This window comes from Actinoplanes sp. 13 (assembly GCF_056134165.1).
Genome location: NZ_JBVYOQ010000020.1, coordinates 20,998 through 42,534 on the forward strand (window position 1 = coordinate 20,998; position 21,537 = coordinate 42,534).

Below are 21,537 nucleotides of genomic sequence, written 5' to 3' on the forward strand. Positions count from 1 at the left end.
GGAAGGTCTTGCCGTGGCAGGGCGGAAGCGGATCCAGGTCGTTCTTCTACTGCCCGGAGTGCAACAGTCTTGGATGGGCCGTGGCCGGCTGACTCGTCGCCGTCACCTGGCAAGCAAGGACGATCACGGCCGATGTCCTCCACTGCCACGATCCGCATGATGTTGGATCAGGCCGGGTGGTCGCAGCTCGGCGAGCAGGAGCGGCCCAAGCGATGACCGAGATCCTGCAAGAAGCTTCCGAGCCGCTCGACCTCGTCAGTGGTCGGCAAGGCGATCGGGGAGCCAGCCGCAATATGCTCGCCGAGCTCATACAACGTTGCGTAGAGGTCCTCTGCGGTTGCCCGGTCGAGTCGCAGCGTGATGTCGTCCGTCACGGGCCGAAGTTACTCTCGTGCCGCGCGATCCGCGCGGTCGAGCTCACCGACGATCAGGGCGTACAAACTGGCTCGACGAACCCAGGTGCTGCTGGCTACCGTCGCGCGATGACGCAACCGAGCCGATACCGCTATGTCGGTCCGGCGGAATTTCACGGCCAACTGCCGTCGGTGGAGGCGGTCACTCTCGGCTCTGTCGCTGTTCTCGACCGCTGGCTTGCCGGGCGCGACCGAGCCGAGCTGAACGAGCCCTTCACCTTCGTCGTTACGCTCGACGGCTCGCTCAGAGTCGCCCCACGCCGCAGCGAACACGTCGTCCTGGCTACGGGCCAGGACGTGCTTGCTGCAGGCGAAATGATGTTCACCCGCGAAGCCGGCGTTCCGTGCGTGCTCGAGGTGACCAACCAATCGACCGGCTATTGCCCCGATCCGGACTGCTGGACGGCAGTCAGCAGAGCGCTCGACCGCCTCGGGGTGGAGCACCCTGACGACTTCACCACCAAGCTGCTCTTCCGACAGTGTCCGGCCTGCGGCGAGCGCAACATCGTCCGCGACGGCGACTTCACCTGCGCCCTGTGTGATAGCGATCTGCCTGCACGTTGGAACTTCGCACTCGCTTGATCAGCAAGGACCACCCACCATCCGCTTCTGCCTCCGTAGCATTGATCGATGGGCGACGGCGGTGAGCTGGACAGGGTTGATGACGTACTGGTGGTGATCGCGCATCCGTTCGGTGATGTGGAGGTGCCGCTAGCGGATTGGATCGCCGCTGGTCCGGGTGCCCGTCGCTTCGTCCGGCCGGTACGGGCGCGTTCCGGGGTGACCGGGCAGGGTCTGCCCCTGTCCGTGATTCGCTGCGGTACCGCAACGACGGGGAATCCCGGCGCGCGATTGCCAGCGGCCATCTCGACGATCCTTGGCCGGACGCCGCCGGCTGAGCCGGCGATCCGGCCTCGGTGGAGTGTGTCAGGGCCGGGCCTTGGCAGGGTCCCACCACGCCAGGTTGGCGGCGGCCTGGGCGACCGGCTCGATGATCTCCCAGGCCTCGGCGATCAGCCCGTCGGTGATTCGCCAGATGTCGATGACCACGATTTCTGGGCCTGCGTCGGGCAGCCGGCGCCGGGAATGCATGATCACGTGATCGCCGTCGGCCAGCAGATGCAGGATCTCGATCTGCATGCCGGCGATCGGGGCCAGCGAGTGGCGGACGGCAGTGAGCCATTGCGTCTTCGAGGTGGTCGAGTCCGGACGGTGGTGGCGGAAGTCGTCGCTGAGGAACATGGCGAGGGCGTCGACGTCGCCCGTCTCGAGCAGCCCGGCCAGCGCTTGCTTAATGATGGTCTTCATGGACGCAGTCTTTCGGCGGGCCGCCGCGCTTGTCGATGAAGTGGGATTTCATCGCGTCCAGCCTGATGATGAGTACGCTCCTGCCACGTGTACACGGTCGGGGAGTTGTTACGGCAGTGGCGGCAGCGCCGGGGGATCAGCCAGCTGGACCTGGCGATCGCGGCGGACGTCTCGGCCCGGCACGTCAGCCTCGTCGAGACCGGCCGGTCCAAACCCAGCACCGACATGATCGAACGACTCGCCGAGCAACTGCACGTGCCACTGCGAGATCGCAACCGGCTCTTGCTGGCCGCCGGGTTCGCGCCCCGCTATGCGGAACGCCCGCTGGATGACGACGCGCTGTCGGCGGCCCGGGATGCGGTTGGCAGGGTGTTGCGTGCGCACGAGCCGTACCCGGCGGTGGTTTTTGATCGCCGGTGGAACATCGTGCTGGCCAATCGCGCTGTCCAGCCGTTCTTCGCGCAGGTGGACCCCGACCTGCTGCGGCCACCGGTCAACCTGCTGCGGCTGGGACTGCACCCGCGCGGGTTCGCCCGTATCGTCGTCAACCTGGCCGACGTCCGTGCGGTGTTTCGCAACCGGGTCGCCCGCCAGCTCGCCACCGCGCCCGACCCCGAGCTGACGGCGATCTTCGAGGAGCTGCTGACTCCCGGATCGGACGACGCGGCGGACCGGCGGATCGCCGCCGACGTGGTCATCCCGATGATCATCCGGATCGACGGGCGGGAGTTACGCATGTTCTCCACCATCACCACGTTCGGCACGCCGATGGACATCACCCTCGACGAGGTGGCGATCGAGTCCTACTACCCGGCGGACGCGGAAAGCGCCGCCTACTTCGCGACGTAAGGCTGTCGAAGCACGGCCGGCATCGTCACAGTGCTCGGGGCGAACAGCCCTCCAACGATCAGCGGTACTCGGCCCAACCCCATACTCACGTACCGGCGCTCTGACCGTCCGCATCGAGTTGCTGAAGCGGGAGCTGCTGGAGCAGTACTCCAGCGAGGACCAGGTGCGGAAGCGGTGACTCGGGTGCGGGCGCGGATCTGTCGATGTGAGTGCGTCTGAATTGTTCCCTTCGGTTGCTTCAGTCGTAGAAGAACAGCTCAAGATCTCTACCGATCCGGGTCCTGTCAGAAAGCTCTCTGCTTTGGCAACGGTCTTTTCCGGTGGCACTTCGTCGGTCAGGAGCTGCTTCACCCAGATCTCGCCCTGCTCGCCGATCGCGTAGATCCCGGACAGCAGTTCGACCATGCCTGCGGGACGTTTGGGGCGTCGTCCGACCACGGGCTGAAGCTTCCACCTGCCGGCCCGCGCCGCTGCCCGCGCTCGGGTCGGCCGCCGTCACGACCGGTGGTCGGCTGTGAGGGCCTGGCGCCCTGTCGTGCCGAGATGAGTGCGTCGGCGATCGACCGGCGTGGTCGCGGGCGAACACCGTTGCGGCGGCGACTGCGTGCGGTGACCCGTCGGGCGTTGATCCGATGCGGGCTGTCAGCCGGTTGGTGGCGTCACCCGACGGTTCATCTCGGCGACAGATGTCCCGTGGGGTCGCGTTTCGGGAGGTTCATGGTGCCGCTGCCCACCACGACAGCGTGTCCGGCGACGATCACCTCCGTCAGCGCGCCGTTCTCCTTGTGGGCGGTGGCGTGCACAGTGCTCGGCCGACCCATCGCCACGCCCTGGCTGATGGTCATGCGGTGGGTTCCGTCCTGGCGGGGTGACCGTTGCGCGAGGCTGGCGGCCAGGGAGGCGGCGGCCGAGCCGGTGGCCGGATCCTCCTCGACGCCCACGGCCGGTGCGAAGAAGCGCGAATACACCTGGGCGTCGTCGCCGAGGGCGCCGGCGAAGACATACAGGTGCGGCGACCAGCCGTCAGCGATCGAAGCCATCCAGGCCGTACGGTCGAGCCGGGCCTGGTCGACCAGTTCCGCGCTGGCCAGGCGGATGAAACAGAACCGCAGTCCGATGCCGGCGTACCAACTGTCCACGACTGCGTCTTCGGGCAGGCCGAGGGCTTGGGCCAGCGCCGGGGCTGATGGTGTCTCGTCGGCGCTTTCGTACACCGGCGCCTGCAGATGCAGCCGGATTGTTCGCCCTTCGACGCTGACGGTGACGGGACCGACGCCCTCCTCGAAGGTGAATGTCTGCCGGTCCTGGCCGGATCCGGCCAGGACGGCGGCCGTGCCGATGGTCGGATGGCCGGCGAACGGCAGCTCCTGGGTGGGTGTGAATATCCTGACCCGGCAGCTGTGAGTGGGGTCGCGAGGCGGTAGGACGAAGGTGGTCTCGGAGAAGTTGAACTCGCGGGCCAGTTGCTGCATGGTCTGCTCGTCGATGCCGTCGGCGTCCGCGAACACCGCCAGTTGGTTGCCGCCGAACGGCCGGTCGCTGAACACGTCGACGAGGGTGAAGGTGTAGGCCATGCCTCAGGCCACCACCACATCGATTTCGATGGTCGCCCCGAGCGGGAGTGCCGTGACGCCGATGGTGGTACGGGCCGGATACGGGGCGGTGAAATGCCTGCCGTACACCTCGTTCATCGCCATGAGGTCGGCCATGTCGGTCAGATGGACACCGACGCGCACGACGTCCGCGAGACTCTTGCCGGCGGCAGCCAACACTGCCGCGAGATTGTTCAGGATCCGTTCGGTCTGCCGCCCGGTGTCACCGTCGATCAGTCTTCCGGTGGCCGGATCCTGTGCGACCTGTCCGCTCAGGAACAGCAGGCTGCCGCCGTGAACGGCCATCGAGAACGGGCCCACGGGCGCGGGCAGCTCCTCGGCGATGATCGCGATACGAGCCATGATCGTGTTCTCCCTTCGATGGGTACGGCCCTGTCCTGGGGCCCGGACGAGGAACTCGACCGGCGCACGGTGGTACACGACGGCGCCGGATGCGGTGCCGCCGGATGACCTGACAGGGTCTGCGGATCAGGGTGGGGACAGGCGGTCACCGGCGGCCTGCAGCCGACGCAGCCGCTCAAGCAGACCAGTGATGTCGGTGCCGCCGAAATCGTCGGCGAGCCTTCGCTGCACGTCCTCCCACAACGGCAACGCCTCCGCGCGCTTGCGCGCTCCGGCTTCGGTCAGCCGCAGTATGCGGACACGCTGATCGGAGCCGCGCGCCATGTCGACCAATCCGGCGTCGACGAGCGGCGCCACTTCGCGCGTGCAGGTCGTGCGGTCCATCGCCAGCCGTCCCGCCAGCCGGCTGACCGACATCGGACCCTCTTGCGCCAACCGGGACAGGATGCTGTAACCGGTCACCCGCACCCCGGCCTCTGACAGGGCGCGGTCGTACAACCGGTTGATCGACCTGGTCGCCATCCGCAGCGACGTGCACACACACGAAGACTCGACCGACTCCACCAATTGAGTGTATATACACGCAATGCTCGGAGGGAACACCCGAAAACCATCGAACGTCCCTCACGCCGGCCGCGGCGCGCTGTCATGCCGCGATGGGCGCGCGCTATGGCTCATTCAACGTCCGCACAGCGACAAGGAAGCCGTGGGGCTCTCCGCCCCGTCGCCACTCGCGTAGCCGCTCGATCAGTTCGGCGCAGCTGTCTGCCGTAGCGCCCTCCAGGGCGTCGCAGCTCATGGCCTGCGCACCCTCGGCTCGGAGTTCCTCGCAAAGGCGGAACAGCGTAGAAGGTCTTGGAGGCGGGGCTGCCGCGGTCACACACGTCAGCGTCATCACGAGTCCTCCAAGCATCAGCGGTGCTCGGCCCAACCCCATGCTTTCCTCCTGCCGACGTGTCTGGGTCCTATCGGCGTCGGCGCACCGTGCTGAAGGGCCAGCGAGCACCGGTGCAGGAGGAGACCACGCGTCCGCGTTGCAGCAGTCCGGGCACATAATCGATCAGCTTTGTCGCCGTACGTTCCCTGTCTGTAGGCCGAGACCTGTTTGCCGGAGCGGCGCGCAGGCAGGAGTGCTCAGTGACCGCTGTGCACGAAGGCCGTCCACGTCTGCGACGGCCGGTGCGGCGGCATTCCGGCCGGCGCCGGGCGATCCGGGTTGATCAGCCACAGCTGGGTCGCGTGCAGTGCGTCCCGCGGTGGTAGGCCTTCATGCAGGAAGTGGTGGAACAGGAACATCACGGCTGTGGTGTCGTCGTCGGGGACGTTGCGCTGGGTGCTCACCACGGACCGGACGCCGTGGGTCAGCAGGCTGGTGGCGAGGCTGAACGCCTCGTCGGGGCCGCCGCGTGAGGCGACACCGCTCTGGCAAGCGGCCAGAACCGCCAGTCCGACGTCTCGCCCGCTTGCCGTCAGGTCCTCGACGATGCGTTCGGCCGACAGTGTGCGGCCGCCATGCAGGAGCAGGTACGAGGAGTCGCCGGCCGGGCGGACCGTGCCGTGGCAGGCCAGGTGCAGCACCGGGCCACCGGACCGGTCGCCCAGCCATTCCACGATTTCCTCCGGCTCGCCGGGCCCGTCCGGCGCGGGCGAGCCGTCGGCCAGCCGTCCCAGGTAGCGGGCGGACGGATAATAGGTGTCCCGGATCGCCGACGCCTCGGTGCGTGCGCCGGGCAGGTTCCGGTGGTGGCCGTGGGTGTCCGGGTCGGCGACGAAGAGCCCTTCCGGGGTCCACGGCACCGGGGGCTGCCAGGCCGAGTCGCACAGCATGCGTGCGGAGGCGCAGTAGGTGAAGACGGCGTGCTCGACGGCGTAGCGAACCCGCCCGCCGACCGTGTACCGCGCCGCGTGCCACGCAACGGCCGACAGCTCACCCATCGGCACGAGCGCCAGCCGAAGCAGGCCTTCGGCACCCGGCCCGAGCAGCCGCAACACCGGCCCGATCGCGGCCGTCCAGGCCCAGAGGCCGACGTCGCCGGGGTTGTCGAGCGGGCCGAGATCACGGCCGGCCGCCGGGGCCGGGCTCGGTGAGCCGGCCGGTTCCGCGCCGAGATCGGGCAGCGCAAGCCAGGTGGGTGCGGCGTCGGCGGGCACCAGTACCGCCGCTCCTGGCAGCAGATAGGCCAGCGCGTCGAGCCGCAGCGCCCGCAGCGCCAGCCGTGTCTCATCCGGATCCGGTGGCTCCAGCAGCCGGGCGTTACGGCTGAAGGTGGGCAGGTTTCCCGGACCCGCCGACTCCAGGTCGATGCCCGCGATCCGAGTGAGGACCTCCCGGCGCAGTTCGAGCGGCACGGTCGCTGATCCGGCGCTCGCAGCTCGCCAGCGCGCGGCCAGATCCGGGTGTCCCTTCTGGGTGAGCCGGTCGGCGAGGCCTCGCCGTTCGGTCGCGGCGAACAGGATCAGCCCTCGGCCCGCGTCCAGGGCTCTCGCGGCGCCCGCCGGGTCACCGATGGCCAGCAATTGCCGCGCCGTCCCGATCGCTGTGTCGGCCGCCCCTCGCGAGGCACTGGTCGCGGCGGCCGTATCAGCTTGGAGCAGCACGTTCCACGCGTGTCCGCGTAATCCGTCCACGGCTGCGGCAGACGCCTCGGCACGCCGACCGGACAGTCGGTACGCCTGCGTGAGCAGCGGCCCGATCGGTGCCCAGTTGGGATGCGCCGGCGACCCGGCCAGAGAACGGGCCCGCACCAGCGCCTCGACCGCCTCGTCCAGGTCGGCGAGGTCATGGTGCAGGGAATACCGCATCCCATGCACCGAACCGAGCATCATCAGCGTGTTGGCGAGCGGCGCGCCGGGCGGAGTGGCGGCCACAGCCGCACGAAGGTGCTCGACGGCCGAGTCGATCTGTCGTTAGCCCCCGAGGGCCTCCGCGGCGCCGACAGCAGCCAACCGTTCGGCTCTGTCCTGGCCCGAGAGCCCAGGCTCGGCCAGCATGCCGCGCAAGGCGTCCAGCGCCTCGGGTGATCGGGTGCGCTCGAAGGTTTTGATGGCGGCACCGAATCTGAACTGTCCCGCCGCCCACTGCAGCACGCTGCCTTCGAGCCCGTGCGACTCGGACTCCACGTCGGGGAGGGCCCGCAGCAGCGCCGCGTCGTCTCCTCGCTGCAGTGCGGCCACGACGCGCAAAGCCGCGGAGAAGAAGCCGAAGCCCGGCAGCGCCGGCCAGTTGCCGATGTCTGCCTGCAGCTGGTCCACCCCGGCAATATCGCCGCTTTCCTGAATCTGCTGCAGCTCCAGCATGACCCGGGCGACCCGCACCACAACAGCCGCCTCCGGCGCCGATTGCACCTCCCCGAGGAGGCGCTCGGTCTCCGCCCGGGTTTCCGCGGTCCACGGCCGGTCGTCGCGGGAGAGCAGCCGGTGCAACAGGTCGGCGAGCTGCGAGAGCGCGACGGCAACAGCCCCATCGTCCATGCCGGTCTCTGACGGACGAACCGGACAGCCCTGTATCCGATCGGGCGTGCCGGGCTGCCGGGCCTCGCAGAAGCGAACAGGGCTATGGCCCGACGGTCACCGGTGCACTCGAACCACCATCACCTCGAGTGGGACAAGGGTGCACCAATGAGCGATCATGGAGACGTGTTGACGGTCGCGTCTCCCCGCCAGCCCGCATCGGCCCAGATCGTCGACAGCTCATGGTGGAGGACAGTGGTTTGAACGACCTGGATGCCATCTGGAACCAGGCCTGCGATTACGGCGCTGAGGGACAAGTCCCTGAAGGCACGCCAACGGGCGTCGAGCACCTTGCGTCGTTGCTGCGCGTCTACAACTCTGCAATGGGTGGCGGCCTGGGCTTCGCGCTGGAGGTCAATGAGCCGTTTCGCGTCACCAGAGCAATCAACGCTTTGCGCTATTTCGAGCTCGCCGAGGCCGCGGACTTCCTGCAGGACGTCCTGGACCGCAGCCTGATTGGTGAATCCCCCGACTCCTTGCCGTCCGACGGCGACTTCTATGACCTCGTGGACAACGAAACGGACCCCGTCCGCAGGGCTTTCAAGGCGAAGGCAGCAGAGATTCCAACCGATTTCGGCTGTCACTAGCGCAAGGGTGTCTACCCATGTTTCGCGGCGTGCTGCCTGACGGGCTTTCGACGAAGCGGTCAGCTCGTGGCGTACGGCGGGTGAGGTCGGCGCATCAAAGCATGCGACCAGTGCGGCGAGCAGGGGCCGGGCGTCGCCGGTGAGGCTGGGGCAGGGTGACCGGACGGCCGGTCCGGGCCACGACGTATGCCGCTGCGGCGCGAACCCGTGGATCAATGTCGTCGAGCGGCGGCAGCGGCTGGGCGGTGACTGCGGCGCGAACCTCGTCGAACAGCGTCCCGTAGGCGTGTTCGCGGTCGGCGAGCATGCCGAGTAGGCGCGTGAATTCGTCGCGCCGGGCGGGTGCATGCTTCTTTCCTGTGCTGGATGCCACGCCCAGTTCACTGCTCTGCCGCCGATCGTGCTCTGATTATTGGCGGCGCGTCACGGAGCATGGCATCGGTCACGGAACTTTGCAGCCAGTGGCCGACCTGCTCATCATCATGCAAGAAGGGCCCTCGGGTCCGTGCGTCAACTTACGCTGACTTGCCGCGATCCGGGCATGATGATCCAACGATGTCGGCCAAGCGACCGGGGGTCGGCGGTGTCCCAGGCGTAATCGAACCGGTGCGGGTCGAGCTGCCACTCATACAAAACGGTCAACAGCTCCGACTCGTTCGTTGCGTCGGCACTGCGCAGCAGCGTCGACCCGACGTCGTAGTCGAAGCCGTCAAGCAAGTCGGCCTCATACTCCCAGTGCTCGATCCGGAAAGACCGGGCAGGACTTCTGTTGGTCCATCGCTCGCGGCGGGCCCGTGCGTCTCCTTCGACGGCGCCCGGTGTTATGTCGATGAAGGCACGCCGTCCCGGATCCGTTGCGGGCACCTCAATCGCTAAACGGCGCCCGAGCCGTAGCGCCGACAGTTTCGCGGGCGGCCACACCGGCTCGCCTGTCATGGTCGCACTCGATACCTTACGAACACGGCATCACGGTAGGCCATGATCGCGCGCATGCCGGCGCAACGCCCTCTCCTGCCGCGATGGGCAAGCGCTATGGCGCTCTGCTTGCGTCAGCTGACGTCCTCACAGTCGACAAGGAAGCCATGAGGCTCTCCGCCCCATCGCCACTCGCGTAGCTGCTCTACCAATTCGGCGCAGCTCTCCGCCGTAGCGCCCTCCAAGGCGTCGCAGCTCATGGCCCGCGCACCCTCGGCTCGGAGCTCCTCACACATGCGGAGCAGCGTGGCCGGCGCCGTGGGAGGTCTCTGAGGCGAGGCTGCCGCGGTCACACACATCAGCGTCATCACGAGCCCTCCAGCGATCAGCGGTGCTCGGCCCAAACCCCATACTCACCTCCCGCCGGAGTACCTGATCACTATCGGCGTCGGCGCACCGTGCTGAAGAGTTCACCGGAGGTGGAAGGAACAAGCGTTGGACCACCAGGACGGCCGTAAGCCGATGGCGGAGGTGCTCCCCGGCCCGGAGGCGCACCCCCTGCCTGAGGCCTGGACCCCGCTGGCCGCGATCGTGCTGGTCAAGTGCCTCGACGAGGACGGCGACCCGAGCTGGGCGTTCCGCACCACCCGCGATCTCAACGCGCGCCGGCCCGCCCAGTGCATGGGCTCTGAACGGTGCCGGCGGCGAAGCGAAGGCCCTCAGAAACAGAGCCGGAGATTCACAGCCATCAGCCGGGTGGGGGACTGGTGTGGATCGTCGGGTCGCCCTGTTGGATCCAGACCTCTGGATCGTCGATCGGTGTGAAGGCGCGGTCCCCGCCCGGCTCGCGGGTGGTCGGGACCGTGTCGCCGCTGGGCTGGTGGATGATGAAATTGACCGGCATCGTGTCGTCGGCGAGGGGGATCTCGAAGACGGCCCAGCCGTTCTCGATCCGGGTCGGTGGGTACGGCCTGTCCCATGTCACCTGCGCGAGCACCGCGGGGTCGACCGCCTCGCCCCACAGATGCAGACCCCAGGTGTCGTAGTCGCCGGCCGGGCGGTGGTAGCGCAGCGTCGCGGTGGTCAGCGGCGGTCCGGTGTAACGGACCGTCCGCACCGCGCTGGTCACCCGCGTGCCGTCCGGTTCGGTCAGGACGGCTCGGTAGCGCACCTCGGCGCCGATCGTCAGGTTGAGCGGAGCCAGGTTGTCGGTGGCGGTGTAGACGGGGGAGGACGCATCGGTGCCGACCGTCGTCCACGGGCCGCCGGCGGCGCTGCGCTGGAAGCCGACCACGTGGCTGGCGCGTTCCGGGTCGGCGACCGCCCGCAGGTTGACCGTGTCGCGGACCCTGGCGCCCTCGGCCGGGGCCTCGATGGTCAATGTCGGTGCGGGCACCCGGGCCTTGCGCGTACGGCTGGCAGCGGTGTGCCCGGCGTTGTCGAGCACCACGGCGCGGTAGTCGACCTCAGCGCCGGCCCGAAGGTCTGTCGTGTCGTGGAACACCTGGTAGGGCGCGGTGTCGTCGGTGCCGATCGGCGCCCACGAGCCACGGTGGGTTCTGGCGTAGAAGGTGACCTCGGCGAAAGATCCGCCGGTGACGTCGGCGGACACCCGCATGCGCGAGTTGGTCTCCGCGGCCGGGGCCGGCCGGCTCAGGCTGATCGCCGGGGCGACCTTCGGGGCGGAGATCTTCCCGGTGGCCGCGTAGACCACCGTGGACAGCGGCGGCACGGTCACCGTCAGCGTGCGGTCGCCGGCCGTGGTTGCCCGGGCGGCGCCGGCACCGTACACCAGGGTGAAGTTCTGCCGGGCCGCGTAGGTCGGTATCGCCGCGGTCCTCGGCTGCTCGCTGTTGTTCAGCGCCACGACGTATTCGCGTTGCTGCCGCCGGTCGGTGCGGGAGAAGGCGTAGACGCCGGTCTGAGCCTCGCCGTAGCGATGCTGGTGGGCGCCGTCGCGCAGCGCCGGGTGCCGGCGGGTGAGCGCGGCCAGGCCGCCGATCGCCTGGTACAGCGGGTGGGTGGTGACGAAGTTGTCCTGCGCGTGTGTCGCGGTGGTGCCGAGCAGGTCGTCGTCGAGATATTCCGGCACCTGGCTGGCGAACAGGGTCTGGCGGCTGTCCTGGTCGCCGCCGGGGCCGGTGAAGCCCTGTTCGTCACCGTAGTAGATGACCGGGTTACCGCGGGAGAGGTACATCAGCTCGTGGGCGAGCCGGTCGCGCGCCACCAGCTCGGGTTCGGCGGCGTCCGGGTTGTCGGTGCGCACGAACGACCCGATGCGGCCCATGTCGTGGTTACCGAGGAACGTCGGCATCTGGTAGACGTTCGAGTCGGCGTCGGTGTACCAGTCGTCGCCTTCGAAGAAGCGCCCGAGCTGTGCGGCGGGCTGCCCGCGGGAGGCGAAGTTGCGCGCGGCCTCCTGGAACGGGAAGTCGAGCACCGCCTGCATGTCGTCGCGGGTGGTGAAGGCGGAGGTGACCGGCCGGGTCGTGTCGTAGACCTCGCCGAACATGAAGAACTCCGTCTTGCCGTGCGCCTTGGCGAACCTCAGGACCTGCGGCCCGAACTGCTGCCAGAACGCGTCGTCGACGTGCTTCATGGTGTCGATGCGGAAGCCGTCGATGCCGAAGTCGGCGATCCACTTCTGATAAATCTCGATCATTCCGCGTACGACCCGCGGGTTCTCGGTGAACAGGTCGTCGAGGCCGGCGAAGTCGCCGTACAGCGAGTTCTCGCCGGTGAACGACGTGTTGCCCCGGTTGTGGTAGAGCGTGACGTCGTTCAGCCAGGCCGGGACCTTCAGGGTCGTCTCGGCCGGGTCCAGCACCGGCGTGTACGGGAACGAGCCGGTGGCCGACAGCGGCGGGAAACGGTTCGTGCCGGCGTAGTCGCGGTCGTCGAACGGCCGGCCTGCCGCGGTCCTGTAGGGTGCGACGTCCTTGGACACGTACGGTTGGCGGGCCCCGGAGGCGTACCCGATGACGTCTGCCGTGTGGTTGGTGATGATGTCGAAGTAGACCTTCATGCCCCGGGCGTGCGCGGCGTTGACCAGCGCCCGTAGCTCCGCGTTGGTGCCCAGGTGCGGGTCGATCCGGGTGAAGTCGGTGATCCAGTACCCGTGGTAGCCGGCCGACGGGCCGTCCTCGGGCTGGACCGCCTTGTTCTTGAAGCTGGGCGTCAACCAGAGCGCGGTGGTGCCCAGACCCTGGATGTAGTCGAGTCGCCGGCTCAGGCCGGCGAGGTCGCCGCCGTTGTAGAAGCCCCTTCTGGTCGGGTCGAAGCCGGACACGAGCGGGTCGGCGCCCAGGCCGCCCCGGTCGTTGGCGGTGTCACCGTTGTCGAAGCGGTCCGCCATGACGAAGTAGAAGTTCTCATCGGTGACCGGCGCTCGCAGCGAATGCCGCGCGGGTAGGCCGTCGCCGCCCCGTCCCGGTGCCGCGGCGGCCGGGGAGCTGAGCGCTCCGACCGCGAGCACCGTGGACAGGAGAGCGGCGACAGTGAGACGGATGCGCATCAATCCTCCTCTGATTCCGGGTGGGCCAGCAGAATTTCGCCGACGGCAGTCGCCAGGGCGTCGTCCAGGTCGAGGGCCTGCAACGCCGACATGCGCACCGCCAGCGAGCGTCCGGACGTGACGGTGTCCAGGACGCGGGTTTTCGTCAGGATCTCCATCTGCGCCCGGTCGAGCAGCGCGAACAGCCGCCGGCCGACGTCGTTGGAGCGCAGCCGCGGGCGCGGGCCGACGCTGATCCGCAGCGCGGCCCGGGCCGGGACGTGCTCGACGGTGATGGAGGTCCGGGTCTGCTCGGTGCGGACCTCGGCGGCGGCGGGCACGCCGTTCACGGTCACCACGGGGTCGGCACCGGGGGTGAAGGCGGGCAGGGTGAGCGTCCACGTGCGCTCGGTCGCCGGGGTGACGACCAGCTCGCCGCTCTCCTGCCGCCAGCGGATCGGCGTCCGCGTCGTGTCCTCGATGAGCTCGAACTCGCCGTCGGTGCCGACGACCACGAGCAGCTCGAGGTGCTCGGGGGGAACCGGGTCGTTGCCGGGGACGGCCCGGCCGTCCATCGCGACGATCGCCCCGCCGGCCGCGAGGACCGGGATGGTCGTGAGGTCGCGGTGCAGATACAGGGTGCGGCCGCCCTCGTACGCCATGTCGGTCAGCACGTCGACCCAGGTGCCCTCGGGCAGCCACGCCTTCACCCTGGCCAGGCCGGTCCGGCGGTCGGCCGGCTCGGTGATCGCGGCGACCAGCAGCTGGGTGCCGAACTGGTACTGGTTCGGCACCTCGTAGGCCTCGTCACTGCCGGGGGAGCGGTAGTACATCGGCAGCACCAGCGGCAGGTCACCGTGGTTCATGGTGTCCAGGTACGGCACGAGGCGGTGCCGCAGACGCAGGAACGCCGTCATCACGTCGCGGACCTGCGCCGGGAACGCCCACGGCTCCTTGCGCAGGAACGGGCTGCTCGCCGAGTGCAGCCGCATGATCGGCGAGAACACACCGAGCTGGAGCCAACGGGTGGCGAGCTCGTCGTCGCGTACGCCGAAGAAGTGCCCGCCGACATCGTGACTCCACCAGCCGTACCCGATGTTGCTCGCACTCGCCGTGAATCGCGGCTGGAAGGCCAGCGACGCCCAGGAGACGACGCTGTCACCGGAGAAACCCACCGGATAGCGGTGGCTGCCCGGCCCGGCATAGCGGGAGAAGGTCAGGCCCGGTCCGCCGTCCCGCGTGTTGTCGAGGTAGTGGAAGTGGTTGAGCATCCATAGCGGATCGATGCCGGGCACCCGCGAGTGCGGGCCGGACTGCCAGTCGAGCCACCAGAAGTCGACGCCGTCCGCCTCGAGACCACGATGCAGGATCTCGAGGTACGCGGCCACGAAGTTCCGGTCGGTGATGTCGAACGCGATCGGCTCGCCGAGCGCGGGGTCGCGGCCCAGCGCGGCCGCCATCGCCGGATAGGCCTCCTCATGGGCGCGGACCCCGTCGGCCGGGTGCACGTTGAGCGTGACGCGCAGGCCCTGCGCGTGCAGCTGTTCCAGGAACTCCTTCGGGTCGGCGAACAGCTCCCGGTTCCAGGTGTATCCGGTCCAGCCGCTGCCGTGTTCCGCCTCGACGTCGGTGAGGTGCCAGTCCATGTCGAGCACGGCGACCGAGAACGGAACGCCTTCGGATCGGAAACGGGCCATCAGGTCGAGGTACGACTCCGCGGTGTACCGGTGGAATCGGCTCCACCAGTTGCCGAGCGCCCACCGCGGCAGCACCGGCGCCGGACCGGACACGGCGTAGAAGGCCTTCAGCGCCGAGGTGTAGTCGTGGCCGTAGGCGAACACGTACAGGTCGGTGCGCCCGACGTTGTCGGCGGAGACCCAGCCCTCGTCGTCGAAGAGGAACGAGCCGGAGTCGTCGAGGACCGCGAAGCCGTTGCGGGACACGACGCCCGGCTCCAGCGGGACCGCACCGTCGGCGTTGTCCAGGGTGCGGGCCGTGCCGCCGAGCGTCGCCGGCTCCTCGCCGTAACGCCACACGGAGTGGTAGGCGGTGATGCCGCCGCGCACCGCGAGGCTCAGCCCGCTGGTGGTGAACGGGCCGCGGTCATAGGTGAGCCGGAAGCGGGCAGTCACGATCTCCAGATGCCCGCCGGTCTCGACGACCCGGAACGCGGGCACGGGCAGCCTGCGGTTGACGGCGAAGGTGGACGCACGGTCCTCGAAGACACCGTCCTCGGCGTACTCCAGGCGCACGAGACCGTCGGTGAGCACGGTGATGCGATAGCGGTCGCCGGCGATCACGGCGGCCGGGTCGGCCACGGGACGCATCAGTCCTTCACCGCCCCGGAGGTGAGACCGCCGACGATGTAGCGCTGCAGGAACTGGAACAGCAGCACCACCGGCAGCGCGGTCATCACGGCGCCGGCCGCGAAGACGCCGAGGTTGTTGGACCGGTCCGACTCGATGATGCCGTACAGGCCGACGGCGAGCGTCTTGACCTGCGTGTCGGTCAGGAAGATCGAGGCGAGCAGGAACTCGCCGATCAGGCCGACGAACGCGAGCAGCCCGGTGACCGCCAGGATCGGCCGGGCCAGCGGCAGGATGATGCGCAAGAACACGGTGGCGTGGCCGGCCCCGTCCACGATGGCCGCCTCGTCGAGTTGGCGGGGCACGGTGTCGAAGTAGCCCTTGATCAACCACACCTGGGCCAGCGCGCTGCCCATCAGCACGAGGCTGTAGCCCGCGATCGTGTTCAGGCCCAGCCGCGGCACCGCTTCACCGATGTCGGTGAACATGGTGAACAGGGCGATGGCCGCGAGGAACTGCGGGAACATCTGGATCAGCAGCAGGCCGAGCTGGCTGCCCCGGCGGCCGCGGAAGCGGAACCGGGAGAACGCGTACGCGGCGAGGGCGCTGCAGATGACCTGCACCCCGGTCACCGCCACGCACACCACCGCGGTGTTGAGCGCCCACCTCGGGAACGGTCGTGCCGGGTCCTCGAACAGCGCCCGGAAGTGCACGAAGCTGATCTGCGTGGGCACGACATCGGTGGAGACGACCGTGCCCAGCGGGTTGAACGCCGCCGAGACGACATAGAGCACCGGGACGACGGCGAACGCGACGGCCACCATGCCGCCGGCGTGTCGCCAGCCGACCTCCCGCCACCAACGAGACATCAGTAGACCTCCTCGAGCCGGCGGATGGTCCGGAACTGCGCCGCCGCCATCACGCCGGTGATGACGAACAGCAGGGTGGCGATCGCGGACGCGAAACCGAACTGCGCGCCGCCGCCACCGAACGCCAGTCGTACGGTGTAGCTGATCAGGATGTCCGTCGCGCCGGCGTTCGGGTTGTCCGGCGTGAACGGCCCGCCGTGCGTGAGCAGCTCGATCACGTTGTAGTTGTTGAAGTTGAACGCGAACGTCGCCACGAGGATCGGCGCCACCGCGACCAGCAGCAGCGGGAAGGTGATCCGGCGGAACCCGGCGAGCCCGCCGGCGCCGTCGATGGTCGCGGCTTCTTTCAGGTCGGCCGGGATGGCCTGCAGGGCGCCGGTGGCCACCAGGAACATGTAGGGGAAGCCGAGCCACGTGTTGAGCAGCAGCAGCGCGACCTTGGCCCAGAACGGGTCGCCGAGCCAGTTCACGTCGAGCCCGGTGAGCGTGTTGATCAGGCCGAACTCCTGGTTGTAGAAGCCGGACCAGACCAAGATGCTGATGAAACCCGGGATGGCGTACGGCAGGAGCAGCACCGACCGATACCACCGCTGACCCCGTACGCGCCGGTCGTTCAGCGTCACGGCCAGGGCCGTCCCCACGACGAAGGTCAGCACCACCGACCCGGCCGCGAAGACCACCGTCCACCCGAAGATCTTGAGGAAGCCACCCAGGATCCGGGAGTCGGTGAACGCCCGCCGGTAGTTCGCCCAGCCCACGTCCGCGCGCCAGGATTGGTCCGAGAGCCGCGTGCCGGCGCCGTCGACGAAGTATTCGCGGTCGCCCTGCCGCTGCACAGTGTAGACCGCGCCGGTGTCCGTGTTGGTGATGCTGTCGCTGCCCTTGTCGTACCGCAGCACGGTGCGGCCCTGGAAAGCCTCGCGCAGGCCGCGCCGGCGGATCGCGCCGTCGCCGGCCGGCACGCTGAACTCCTTCAGGTGCTGCGCCGCGACGTTGACCTGCGACGGCGTCAGGATGGTGTAGCCGGGCGCCGCGGTGACGTACCCGCCGGCGATGGTCGCCTCGTCGAGCTCTTCGAGGCCGTCCTGGGTGCCGGCGAACGCGTCACCGCTCGCGCGGTCCACCAGCAGGTAGGTGAACGGCCCGGCCACCGGGTCGCCCGTGGTGGCCACGGTCAGGTTGAAGACCGGCGAGTCCGGCGCCTGGACCACCGAGTACGCCAGCACGCGCGCGACGGTCTGTTCCTTGGTGGTGCGCGTGCCGTCGCCGTAGTTGGTCGTGGACAGCTGGATCGTGGCGAGTACCGGTACGACGGTGAACAGGACGAGCAGGATCGAGCCGGGCACCAGGTATTTGGCCACCAGCGCCCGGCGGGTCGCGTAGGTGGCCAGCAGCACCGCGACGATCGTCCAGGCGACGGTGAGGAAAGCCCAGTGCCGGCCCGCCACCAGGGCGGGGGTGAGCGCCGCGGCGGTGCCCACCCCCATACCCAAGCAGAGGATCTTGAGGCCGAGGGAGATCACTGAGCCTTGACCACGCTCTGGATGGTCCGGCCGGTCTTCCGCATGGTCGAGGCCGGGTCGGCGCCACCGACGACCGCGGCGTAGGCCTGGCCCAGCGGCGGCCACACCCCGGACATGAACGGGAAGTCCGGCAGCAGCGTCGCGTTCTTGGCGCCGGCCGCGAGCTTGCCCATGTCCGCGTCCTTGGCCGAGACAGCCTTGAGCACGTCCACCTGCACCGGTGGGCGCGGGTCCTGCTCGTACACGGCCGTCATCGCCTCGGGCGTGTTCATGGTCTTGGTGACGAACTCCTCGGCGAAGGCGGGATTCTTCGCGTTGGACATGAGCCAGAACGCCTGGACGCCGAGGAACGGCGCGGCCGGCTTGCCGCCGGCGAACGGCGGGACCGGTGTGATGTCGTACGCCAGACCGGACTTGCGGATGTCGGCGAGCGCCCACGGGCCGGAGATCAGGTAGGCGGCCTTGCCGTCGGTGAACTGCGCGATCGCGTTCGTGCCGTCGACCGAGCGGGTCAGCACCTTGGAGCCCTTCTCGCCGAGCGCGCCAATCTTCTCGGCGGCCGCGATCGACTCCGCGCTGCCGATGCCGACCTTCTCCGGCTTGTACTGGCCGTCGGCGCCCATGGCGAACAGCGAGCCGCCGGCCGACGTGAAGAACGGGTGCATGTGGTAGGCGTCGCCCTCCTGCCCGACCGGCAGGCTGAGCGCGCGGTCCACCGTGCCTTTCTTGACCGCCGCCTGCCCGGTCGAGACCAGTTCTTCGACCGTTGCCGGCGCCTTGGGGACGGCCTTGGTGTTGCGATAGAGCACCAGGTTCTCCATGCCGTACGGCAGGGCCCAGACCTGGCCGTTGCGCGACACCGAGTCGACGGCGGATTTCTCGTACGCGCTGAGGTCCTCGGCGCGCAGCGGGAGCGGTGAGATCGCGCCGTTCTGCAGCGCGCCGCCCAGGAAGTCGTTGGGCAGGGTCAGCACGTCGGGCCCGTTGCCGGCCGTGTTCGCGGTGATCGCGTTGGCCGCCAGGTCGGCGGCGATCACCTGGACGGCCACGGTGATGCCGTTGCGGCGACCGAACTCCTCGGCGATCGGCGTGACGGCACGGCTCGCCACTTCGGAGGTCCAGATCACCAGGTCGGCGTTCTGGCGGGCGGGCGCGCCGGAAGCAGGTGCCGACGGAGGCGCGGTGCCGGCGGACGCCGTCGCCTCCGGTTCGCCGTCCGAGCACGCCGCGGTGGCCAGGAGTGCGACCGCGGCGAGCACGGCGATTCGTCTATGTATCGGTGTCATCGGGACTCTCCTCGGTGGCGGGTCGTCACGAACGTAAACGCTTACGAAGAAGAGTGGAACTCGCCACGATAGATGTCAATGTATTCCGTGAAAGTCCTGTTGAAGAGCTTGATACGTGACGCAAGCGCTTACGTCCTTTACCGTGTTGCCCGTGACGTTGAACATGGCTGACCTCGCGGAACGCGCCGGCGTCTCCATCGCGACGGTGTCCCGGGCGTTGAGCGGCCGGCCCGGCGTGTCCGACGAGACACGGCAACGGATCAAGAGCCTCGCCGCGGATCTGTCGTACGCGGTCTCACCCGACGCGGCCCGGCTGGCCCGCGGCTCCAGCGGCCGGGTCGCGGTCGTGACCCCCGACGTCTCGCACTGGTTCTACGCCTCGATGCTGGACGGCATCGTGACCGGCCTTCGCGGCACCGACCTCGACGTGCTGCTCTACGAGGTCCAGGAGGAGCGGGAGCGGCGACGCTTCTTCGACGAGCTGCCCGCCCGCCGGCAGGTGGACGCGCTGGTGCTGATCGCACTGCCGATCAGCGACGACGAACGCCGGCGCCTGGACCTCATGGGCGTCACGGTCGTGATGGCCGGCGGGACGCTGCGCGACCACCCGCACGTGCGCATCGACGACGCCGCGGCCGGTCGCCAGGCCACCGCTCAGCTGATCAGGGCCGGTCACCAACGCATCGCGATGATCAACTCAACCGGCCACTGGAGCCTCGAGTACGCCGCGCCGGGCGCCCGCCTGCAGGGTTTCACCGAGGCGATCGCGGAGGCCGGCCTGGAGGTGCACCCGTCCTACGTCGTGCACCGCCCCTGGGGCAGCCACGGCGGCGTCGACGGCATGAGCGCGTTGCTGAGCCTGCCGTCACCACCGACCGCGGTGGTGGCGTTCTCCGACGAGGTGGCGTTCGGGGCGCTGCGCACCCTGCGGCGGGCGGGGGTGTCCGTCCCGCACGTCATGTCGATCGTCGGCATCGACGATCACCACCTGGCCGACATGTTCGACCTGACGACGGTCCACCAGCCGGTGAGACAACAGGGCGAGGTGGCCGGCGAGATGGTGCACCGCATCCTGGCGCAAGGAGACGTCGGCAACCCGCACGTCACGCTGCCGACGCGGGTGGTCGTGCGAGGCACGACCGGCCAGTTCGTGGCTCATTGATACGGCGGGCTCATCTAATCGGTCGCTTCACAGTCCTGGTAGGCGATGCGCCTGACCCACTCGGCCGGGCCGGCGTGGGCAGGCACCGCCACTGCATGAAGCGGATGGGTGATGACACACAACGCCACGCAGTTCGGGCCGGGCCGGATCTCCCACGCCAGGACCGTCATCCGATCGCCGACGACCTGGACCGCATCGATCAGGACGCTGTATCCGCTGTTGGGACATGTCCCCAGCGCGGCGACGACGCACATCTCGGTCTGCCAGTCCACTGCCGGCGCCGGCGGCTCGGATGGTTGGTGAGAGGACGGTGCCGCCCAATGCCGGGTCCACTCGTCCGCATCGCGTACGACATGGAGGCCTGCCGAGCGGTCCAGGTTCGGCCGCAAAAGGCCGTTGATGTTGCGGAACGGAAGCCAAGCAGACTCGACCATCAGGTCACCGTACCGGCGCCCACGACGGTGCCCACCCCGGATGTTCGGCCGCCGGCATGGGCAACAGGCCCTTGCCGGCCGGGGTCGACGCTGGTTGCGGCAGGCCCGGATCAGGTCAGGCTCCGGGTGGACCTATCGCGCGACGGCGTCTGCCGGCGGCTGGAACTCCGGATACCGGCCGAAGCAGCTCTCGAGCTTTTCGACCGTGTCCGCGGCGGCCGCGAGTCGCGCGAGGACGTCGAGTGACTTGTCGAGGTCATCGTGCGGCTGGTCGAGGGGCTCCACCTGGAGGCGGTCGCACCAATACCAGCCGGCGACCTCGACCTTGGTGAGCGCGGCGACATCGTTGATCAGACTGCCCCGGAGCTCGTCCCAGCCCCACAGCTCTCCGTTGCCGTAAACGGCCGGCTGCACAGCACCACCGCGACAGCGATTCCACGCGGTGACACCGTCCTGGAAGTCGTCACCAGTCAGGTTGCTGCGCCCGGTTTGCGGGTCCGTCAGCACCCAGCCGGCACCATTCCAATATTCGACCACCCAATGGTCGATCCAGCGTTGCGCCGCGAAATAGCCGGCGAAGCCGCATCGGATGCGAGCCGGTGTGCCGGTCGCACGCAGCAGGGCGCAGTGCAGCAGCGCGAAGTGATAGCAGAAACCGTACATCCTCCGCTCGACCGGCCGCTCGCGATCCAGCGGTGCCGCATCGACACCGATCACGTTGTCCAGGATCGCTTCGGCGCCGACGGTTCCCATGTGCGACATGCGCCCGGCGGAGAACCGCAGTCCCTGGACCGTCGCCGTGTGGTTGTGAATCAGCAGCCCGCGCACGATCGCACCGAGAGCCTCCGGGTCAGCCGGAAGGCCGGGCACCCGGTCCCGGTGCCGCCCGAGACCGGAGGTCGAGCTCGGCTGCCGGTAGAAGCGTGC

At 68.9% G+C, this 21,537-nt stretch carries 18 protein-coding genes; 4 read left to right on the forward strand and 14 right to left on the reverse strand.

Translation table 11 applies throughout. The features are described 5' to 3' along the window. Positions 1-212: 212 nt before the first annotated feature. Positions 213-995, forward strand: coding sequence for a TFIIB-type zinc ribbon-containing protein (locus AC0NH5_RS30250; protein WP_474410181.1), 783 nt, complete (start codon positions 213-215; stop codon positions 993-995). A gap of 345 nt (positions 996-1,340) precedes the next feature. Here the strand turns inward: AC0NH5_RS30250 and AC0NH5_RS30255 are convergent, their stop codons facing one another. Continuing rightward, a complete protein-coding gene (locus AC0NH5_RS30255; RefSeq protein WP_474410182.1) occupies positions 1,341-1,721 on the reverse strand; it encodes a nuclear transport factor 2 family protein in 381 nt (126 codons plus the stop codon). Between the two features lie 87 nt (positions 1,722-1,808). On the opposite strand from AC0NH5_RS30255, the gene AC0NH5_RS30260 reads away from it, so the two are divergent. After that, entirely contained in the window at positions 1,809-2,570 is a 762-nt protein-coding gene (locus tag AC0NH5_RS30260; RefSeq protein ID WP_474410183.1) for a helix-turn-helix domain-containing protein, read from the forward strand. Between the two features lie 671 nt (positions 2,571-3,241). Here the strand turns inward: AC0NH5_RS30260 and AC0NH5_RS30265 are convergent. From AC0NH5_RS30265 to AC0NH5_RS30285, 5 genes are all read right to left on the reverse strand, one after another. After that, entirely contained in the window at positions 3,242-4,144 is a 903-nt protein-coding gene (locus AC0NH5_RS30265) for a PhzF family phenazine biosynthesis protein (protein WP_474410185.1), read from the reverse strand. Between the two features lie 3 nt (positions 4,145-4,147). Further along, on the reverse strand, positions 4,148-4,525 hold the full coding sequence (locus tag AC0NH5_RS30270; protein ID WP_474410186.1) for a Rid family detoxifying hydrolase: 378 nt from the start codon (positions 4,523-4,525) through the stop codon (positions 4,148-4,150). A 126-nt stretch (positions 4,526-4,651) separates the two neighbouring features. Next, positions 4,652-5,089, reverse strand: a complete 438-nt coding sequence (locus AC0NH5_RS30275) for a MarR family winged helix-turn-helix transcriptional regulator (protein ID WP_474410187.1) — start codon at positions 5,087-5,089, stop codon at positions 4,652-4,654. A gap of 570 nt (positions 5,090-5,659) precedes the next feature. Further along, a complete protein-coding gene (locus AC0NH5_RS30280; protein ID WP_474410189.1) occupies positions 5,660-7,393 on the reverse strand; it encodes a CHAT domain-containing protein in 1,734 nt (577 codons plus the stop codon). A gap of 39 nt (positions 7,394-7,432) precedes the next feature. After that, positions 7,433-7,996 (reverse strand): hypothetical protein, encoded by a 564-nt coding sequence (locus AC0NH5_RS30285; protein ID WP_474410190.1) that lies wholly within the window; start codon positions 7,994-7,996, stop codon positions 7,433-7,435. 239 nt (positions 7,997-8,235) lie between these two features. Here AC0NH5_RS30285 and AC0NH5_RS30290 point away from each other — a divergent pair, with 239 nt between their 5' ends. Next, on the forward strand, positions 8,236-8,622 hold the full coding sequence (locus AC0NH5_RS30290) for a hypothetical protein (protein ID WP_474410192.1): 387 nt from the start codon (positions 8,236-8,238) through the stop codon (positions 8,620-8,622). Positions 8,623-9,132: 510 nt separating this feature from the next. On the opposite strand, the gene AC0NH5_RS30295 is transcribed toward AC0NH5_RS30290, so the two are convergent. The 6 genes from AC0NH5_RS30295 to AC0NH5_RS30320 form a co-directional block, all read right to left on the reverse strand. Then, positions 9,133-9,558, reverse strand: coding sequence for a hypothetical protein (locus AC0NH5_RS30295; RefSeq protein ID WP_474410194.1), 426 nt, complete (start codon positions 9,556-9,558; stop codon positions 9,133-9,135). Positions 9,559-10,285: 727 nt separating this feature from the next. Then, positions 10,286-13,051: an alpha-amylase family glycosyl hydrolase gene (locus AC0NH5_RS30300; RefSeq protein WP_474410196.1), complete on the reverse strand. Its 2,766-nt coding sequence runs from the start codon at positions 13,049-13,051 to the stop codon at positions 10,286-10,288. Then, on the reverse strand, positions 13,051-15,357 hold the full coding sequence (locus AC0NH5_RS30305) for a glycoside hydrolase family 31 protein (protein ID WP_474410198.1): 2,307 nt from the start codon (positions 15,355-15,357) through the stop codon (positions 13,051-13,053). Before AC0NH5_RS30305 ends, AC0NH5_RS30300 begins: the two co-directional genes overlap by 1 nt. Further along, entirely contained in the window at positions 15,357-16,205 is an 849-nt protein-coding gene (locus AC0NH5_RS30310) for a sugar ABC transporter permease (RefSeq protein WP_474410200.1), read from the reverse strand. Before AC0NH5_RS30310 ends, AC0NH5_RS30305 begins: the two co-directional genes overlap by 1 nt. Then, complete coding sequence (locus AC0NH5_RS30315) at positions 16,205-17,692, reverse strand: ABC transporter permease subunit (protein WP_474410328.1); 1,488 nt, start codon at positions 17,690-17,692, stop codon at positions 16,205-16,207. The genes AC0NH5_RS30310 and AC0NH5_RS30315 overlap by 1 nt, the downstream gene beginning before the upstream one ends. Before the next feature lie 32 nt (positions 17,693-17,724). Then, positions 17,725-19,014 (reverse strand): sugar ABC transporter substrate-binding protein, encoded by a 1,290-nt coding sequence (locus AC0NH5_RS30320; RefSeq protein ID WP_474410202.1) that lies wholly within the window; start codon positions 19,012-19,014, stop codon positions 17,725-17,727. Between the two features lie 151 nt (positions 19,015-19,165). On the opposite strand from AC0NH5_RS30320, the gene AC0NH5_RS30325 reads away from it, so the two are divergent. Next, positions 19,166-20,176 (forward strand): LacI family DNA-binding transcriptional regulator, encoded by a 1,011-nt coding sequence (locus AC0NH5_RS30325; RefSeq protein ID WP_474410205.1) that lies wholly within the window; start codon positions 19,166-19,168, stop codon positions 20,174-20,176. Between the two features lie 14 nt (positions 20,177-20,190). Here AC0NH5_RS30325 and AC0NH5_RS30330 read toward each other — a convergent pair whose 3' ends face one another. Continuing rightward, a complete protein-coding gene (locus AC0NH5_RS30330) occupies positions 20,191-20,610 on the reverse strand; it encodes a protease complex subunit PrcB family protein (RefSeq protein WP_474410207.1) in 420 nt (139 codons plus the stop codon). 132 nt (positions 20,611-20,742) lie between these two features. Next, positions 20,743-21,438 (reverse strand): transglutaminase-like domain-containing protein, encoded by a 696-nt coding sequence (locus AC0NH5_RS30335; protein WP_474410209.1) that lies wholly within the window; start codon positions 21,436-21,438, stop codon positions 20,743-20,745. Positions 21,439-21,537 lie beyond the last annotated feature (99 nt).

What these genes read in the sequence shown, in the direction of transcription:
- AC0NH5_RS30305 (WP_474410198.1), bottom strand. Translation starts at nt 15,357, where the DNA reads ATGCGTCCCGTGGCCGACCCGGCCGCCGTGATCGCCGGCGACCGCTAT.
- AC0NH5_RS30265 (WP_474410185.1), bottom strand. Translation starts at nt 4,144, where the DNA reads ATGGCCTACACCTTCACCCTCGTCGACGTGTTCAGCGACCGGCCGTTC.
- AC0NH5_RS30320 (WP_474410202.1), bottom strand. Translation starts at nt 19,014, where the DNA reads ATGACACCGATACATAGACGAATCGCCGTGCTCGCCGCGGTCGCACTC.
- AC0NH5_RS30270 (WP_474410186.1), bottom strand. Translation starts at nt 4,525, where the DNA reads ATGGCTCGTATCGCGATCATCGCCGAGGAGCTGCCCGCGCCCGTGGGC.
- AC0NH5_RS30310 (WP_474410200.1), bottom strand. Translation starts at nt 16,205, where the DNA reads ATGTCTCGTTGGTGGCGGGAGGTCGGCTGGCGACACGCCGGCGGCATG.
- AC0NH5_RS30330 (WP_474410207.1), bottom strand. Translation starts at nt 20,610, where the DNA reads ATGGTCGAGTCTGCTTGGCTTCCGTTCCGCAACATCAACGGCCTTTTG.
- AC0NH5_RS30255 (WP_474410182.1), bottom strand. Translation starts at nt 1,721, where the DNA reads ATGAAGACCATCATTAAGCAAGCGCTGGCCGGGCTGCTCGAGACGGGC.
- AC0NH5_RS30295 (WP_474410194.1), bottom strand. Translation starts at nt 9,558, where the DNA reads ATGACAGGCGAGCCGGTGTGGCCGCCCGCGAAACTGTCGGCGCTACGG.
- AC0NH5_RS30285 (WP_474410190.1), bottom strand. Translation starts at nt 7,996, where the DNA reads ATGGACGATGGGGCTGTTGCCGTCGCGCTCTCGCAGCTCGCCGACCTG.
- AC0NH5_RS30300 (WP_474410196.1), bottom strand. Translation starts at nt 13,051, where the DNA reads ATGCGCATCCGTCTCACTGTCGCCGCTCTCCTGTCCACGGTGCTCGCG.
- AC0NH5_RS30315 (WP_474410328.1), bottom strand. Translation starts at nt 17,692, where the DNA reads ATGGGGGTGGGCACCGCCGCGGCGCTCACCCCCGCCCTGGTGGCGGGC.
- AC0NH5_RS30250 (WP_474410181.1), top strand. Translation starts at nt 213, where the DNA reads ATGACCGAGATCCTGCAAGAAGCTTCCGAGCCGCTCGACCTCGTCAGT.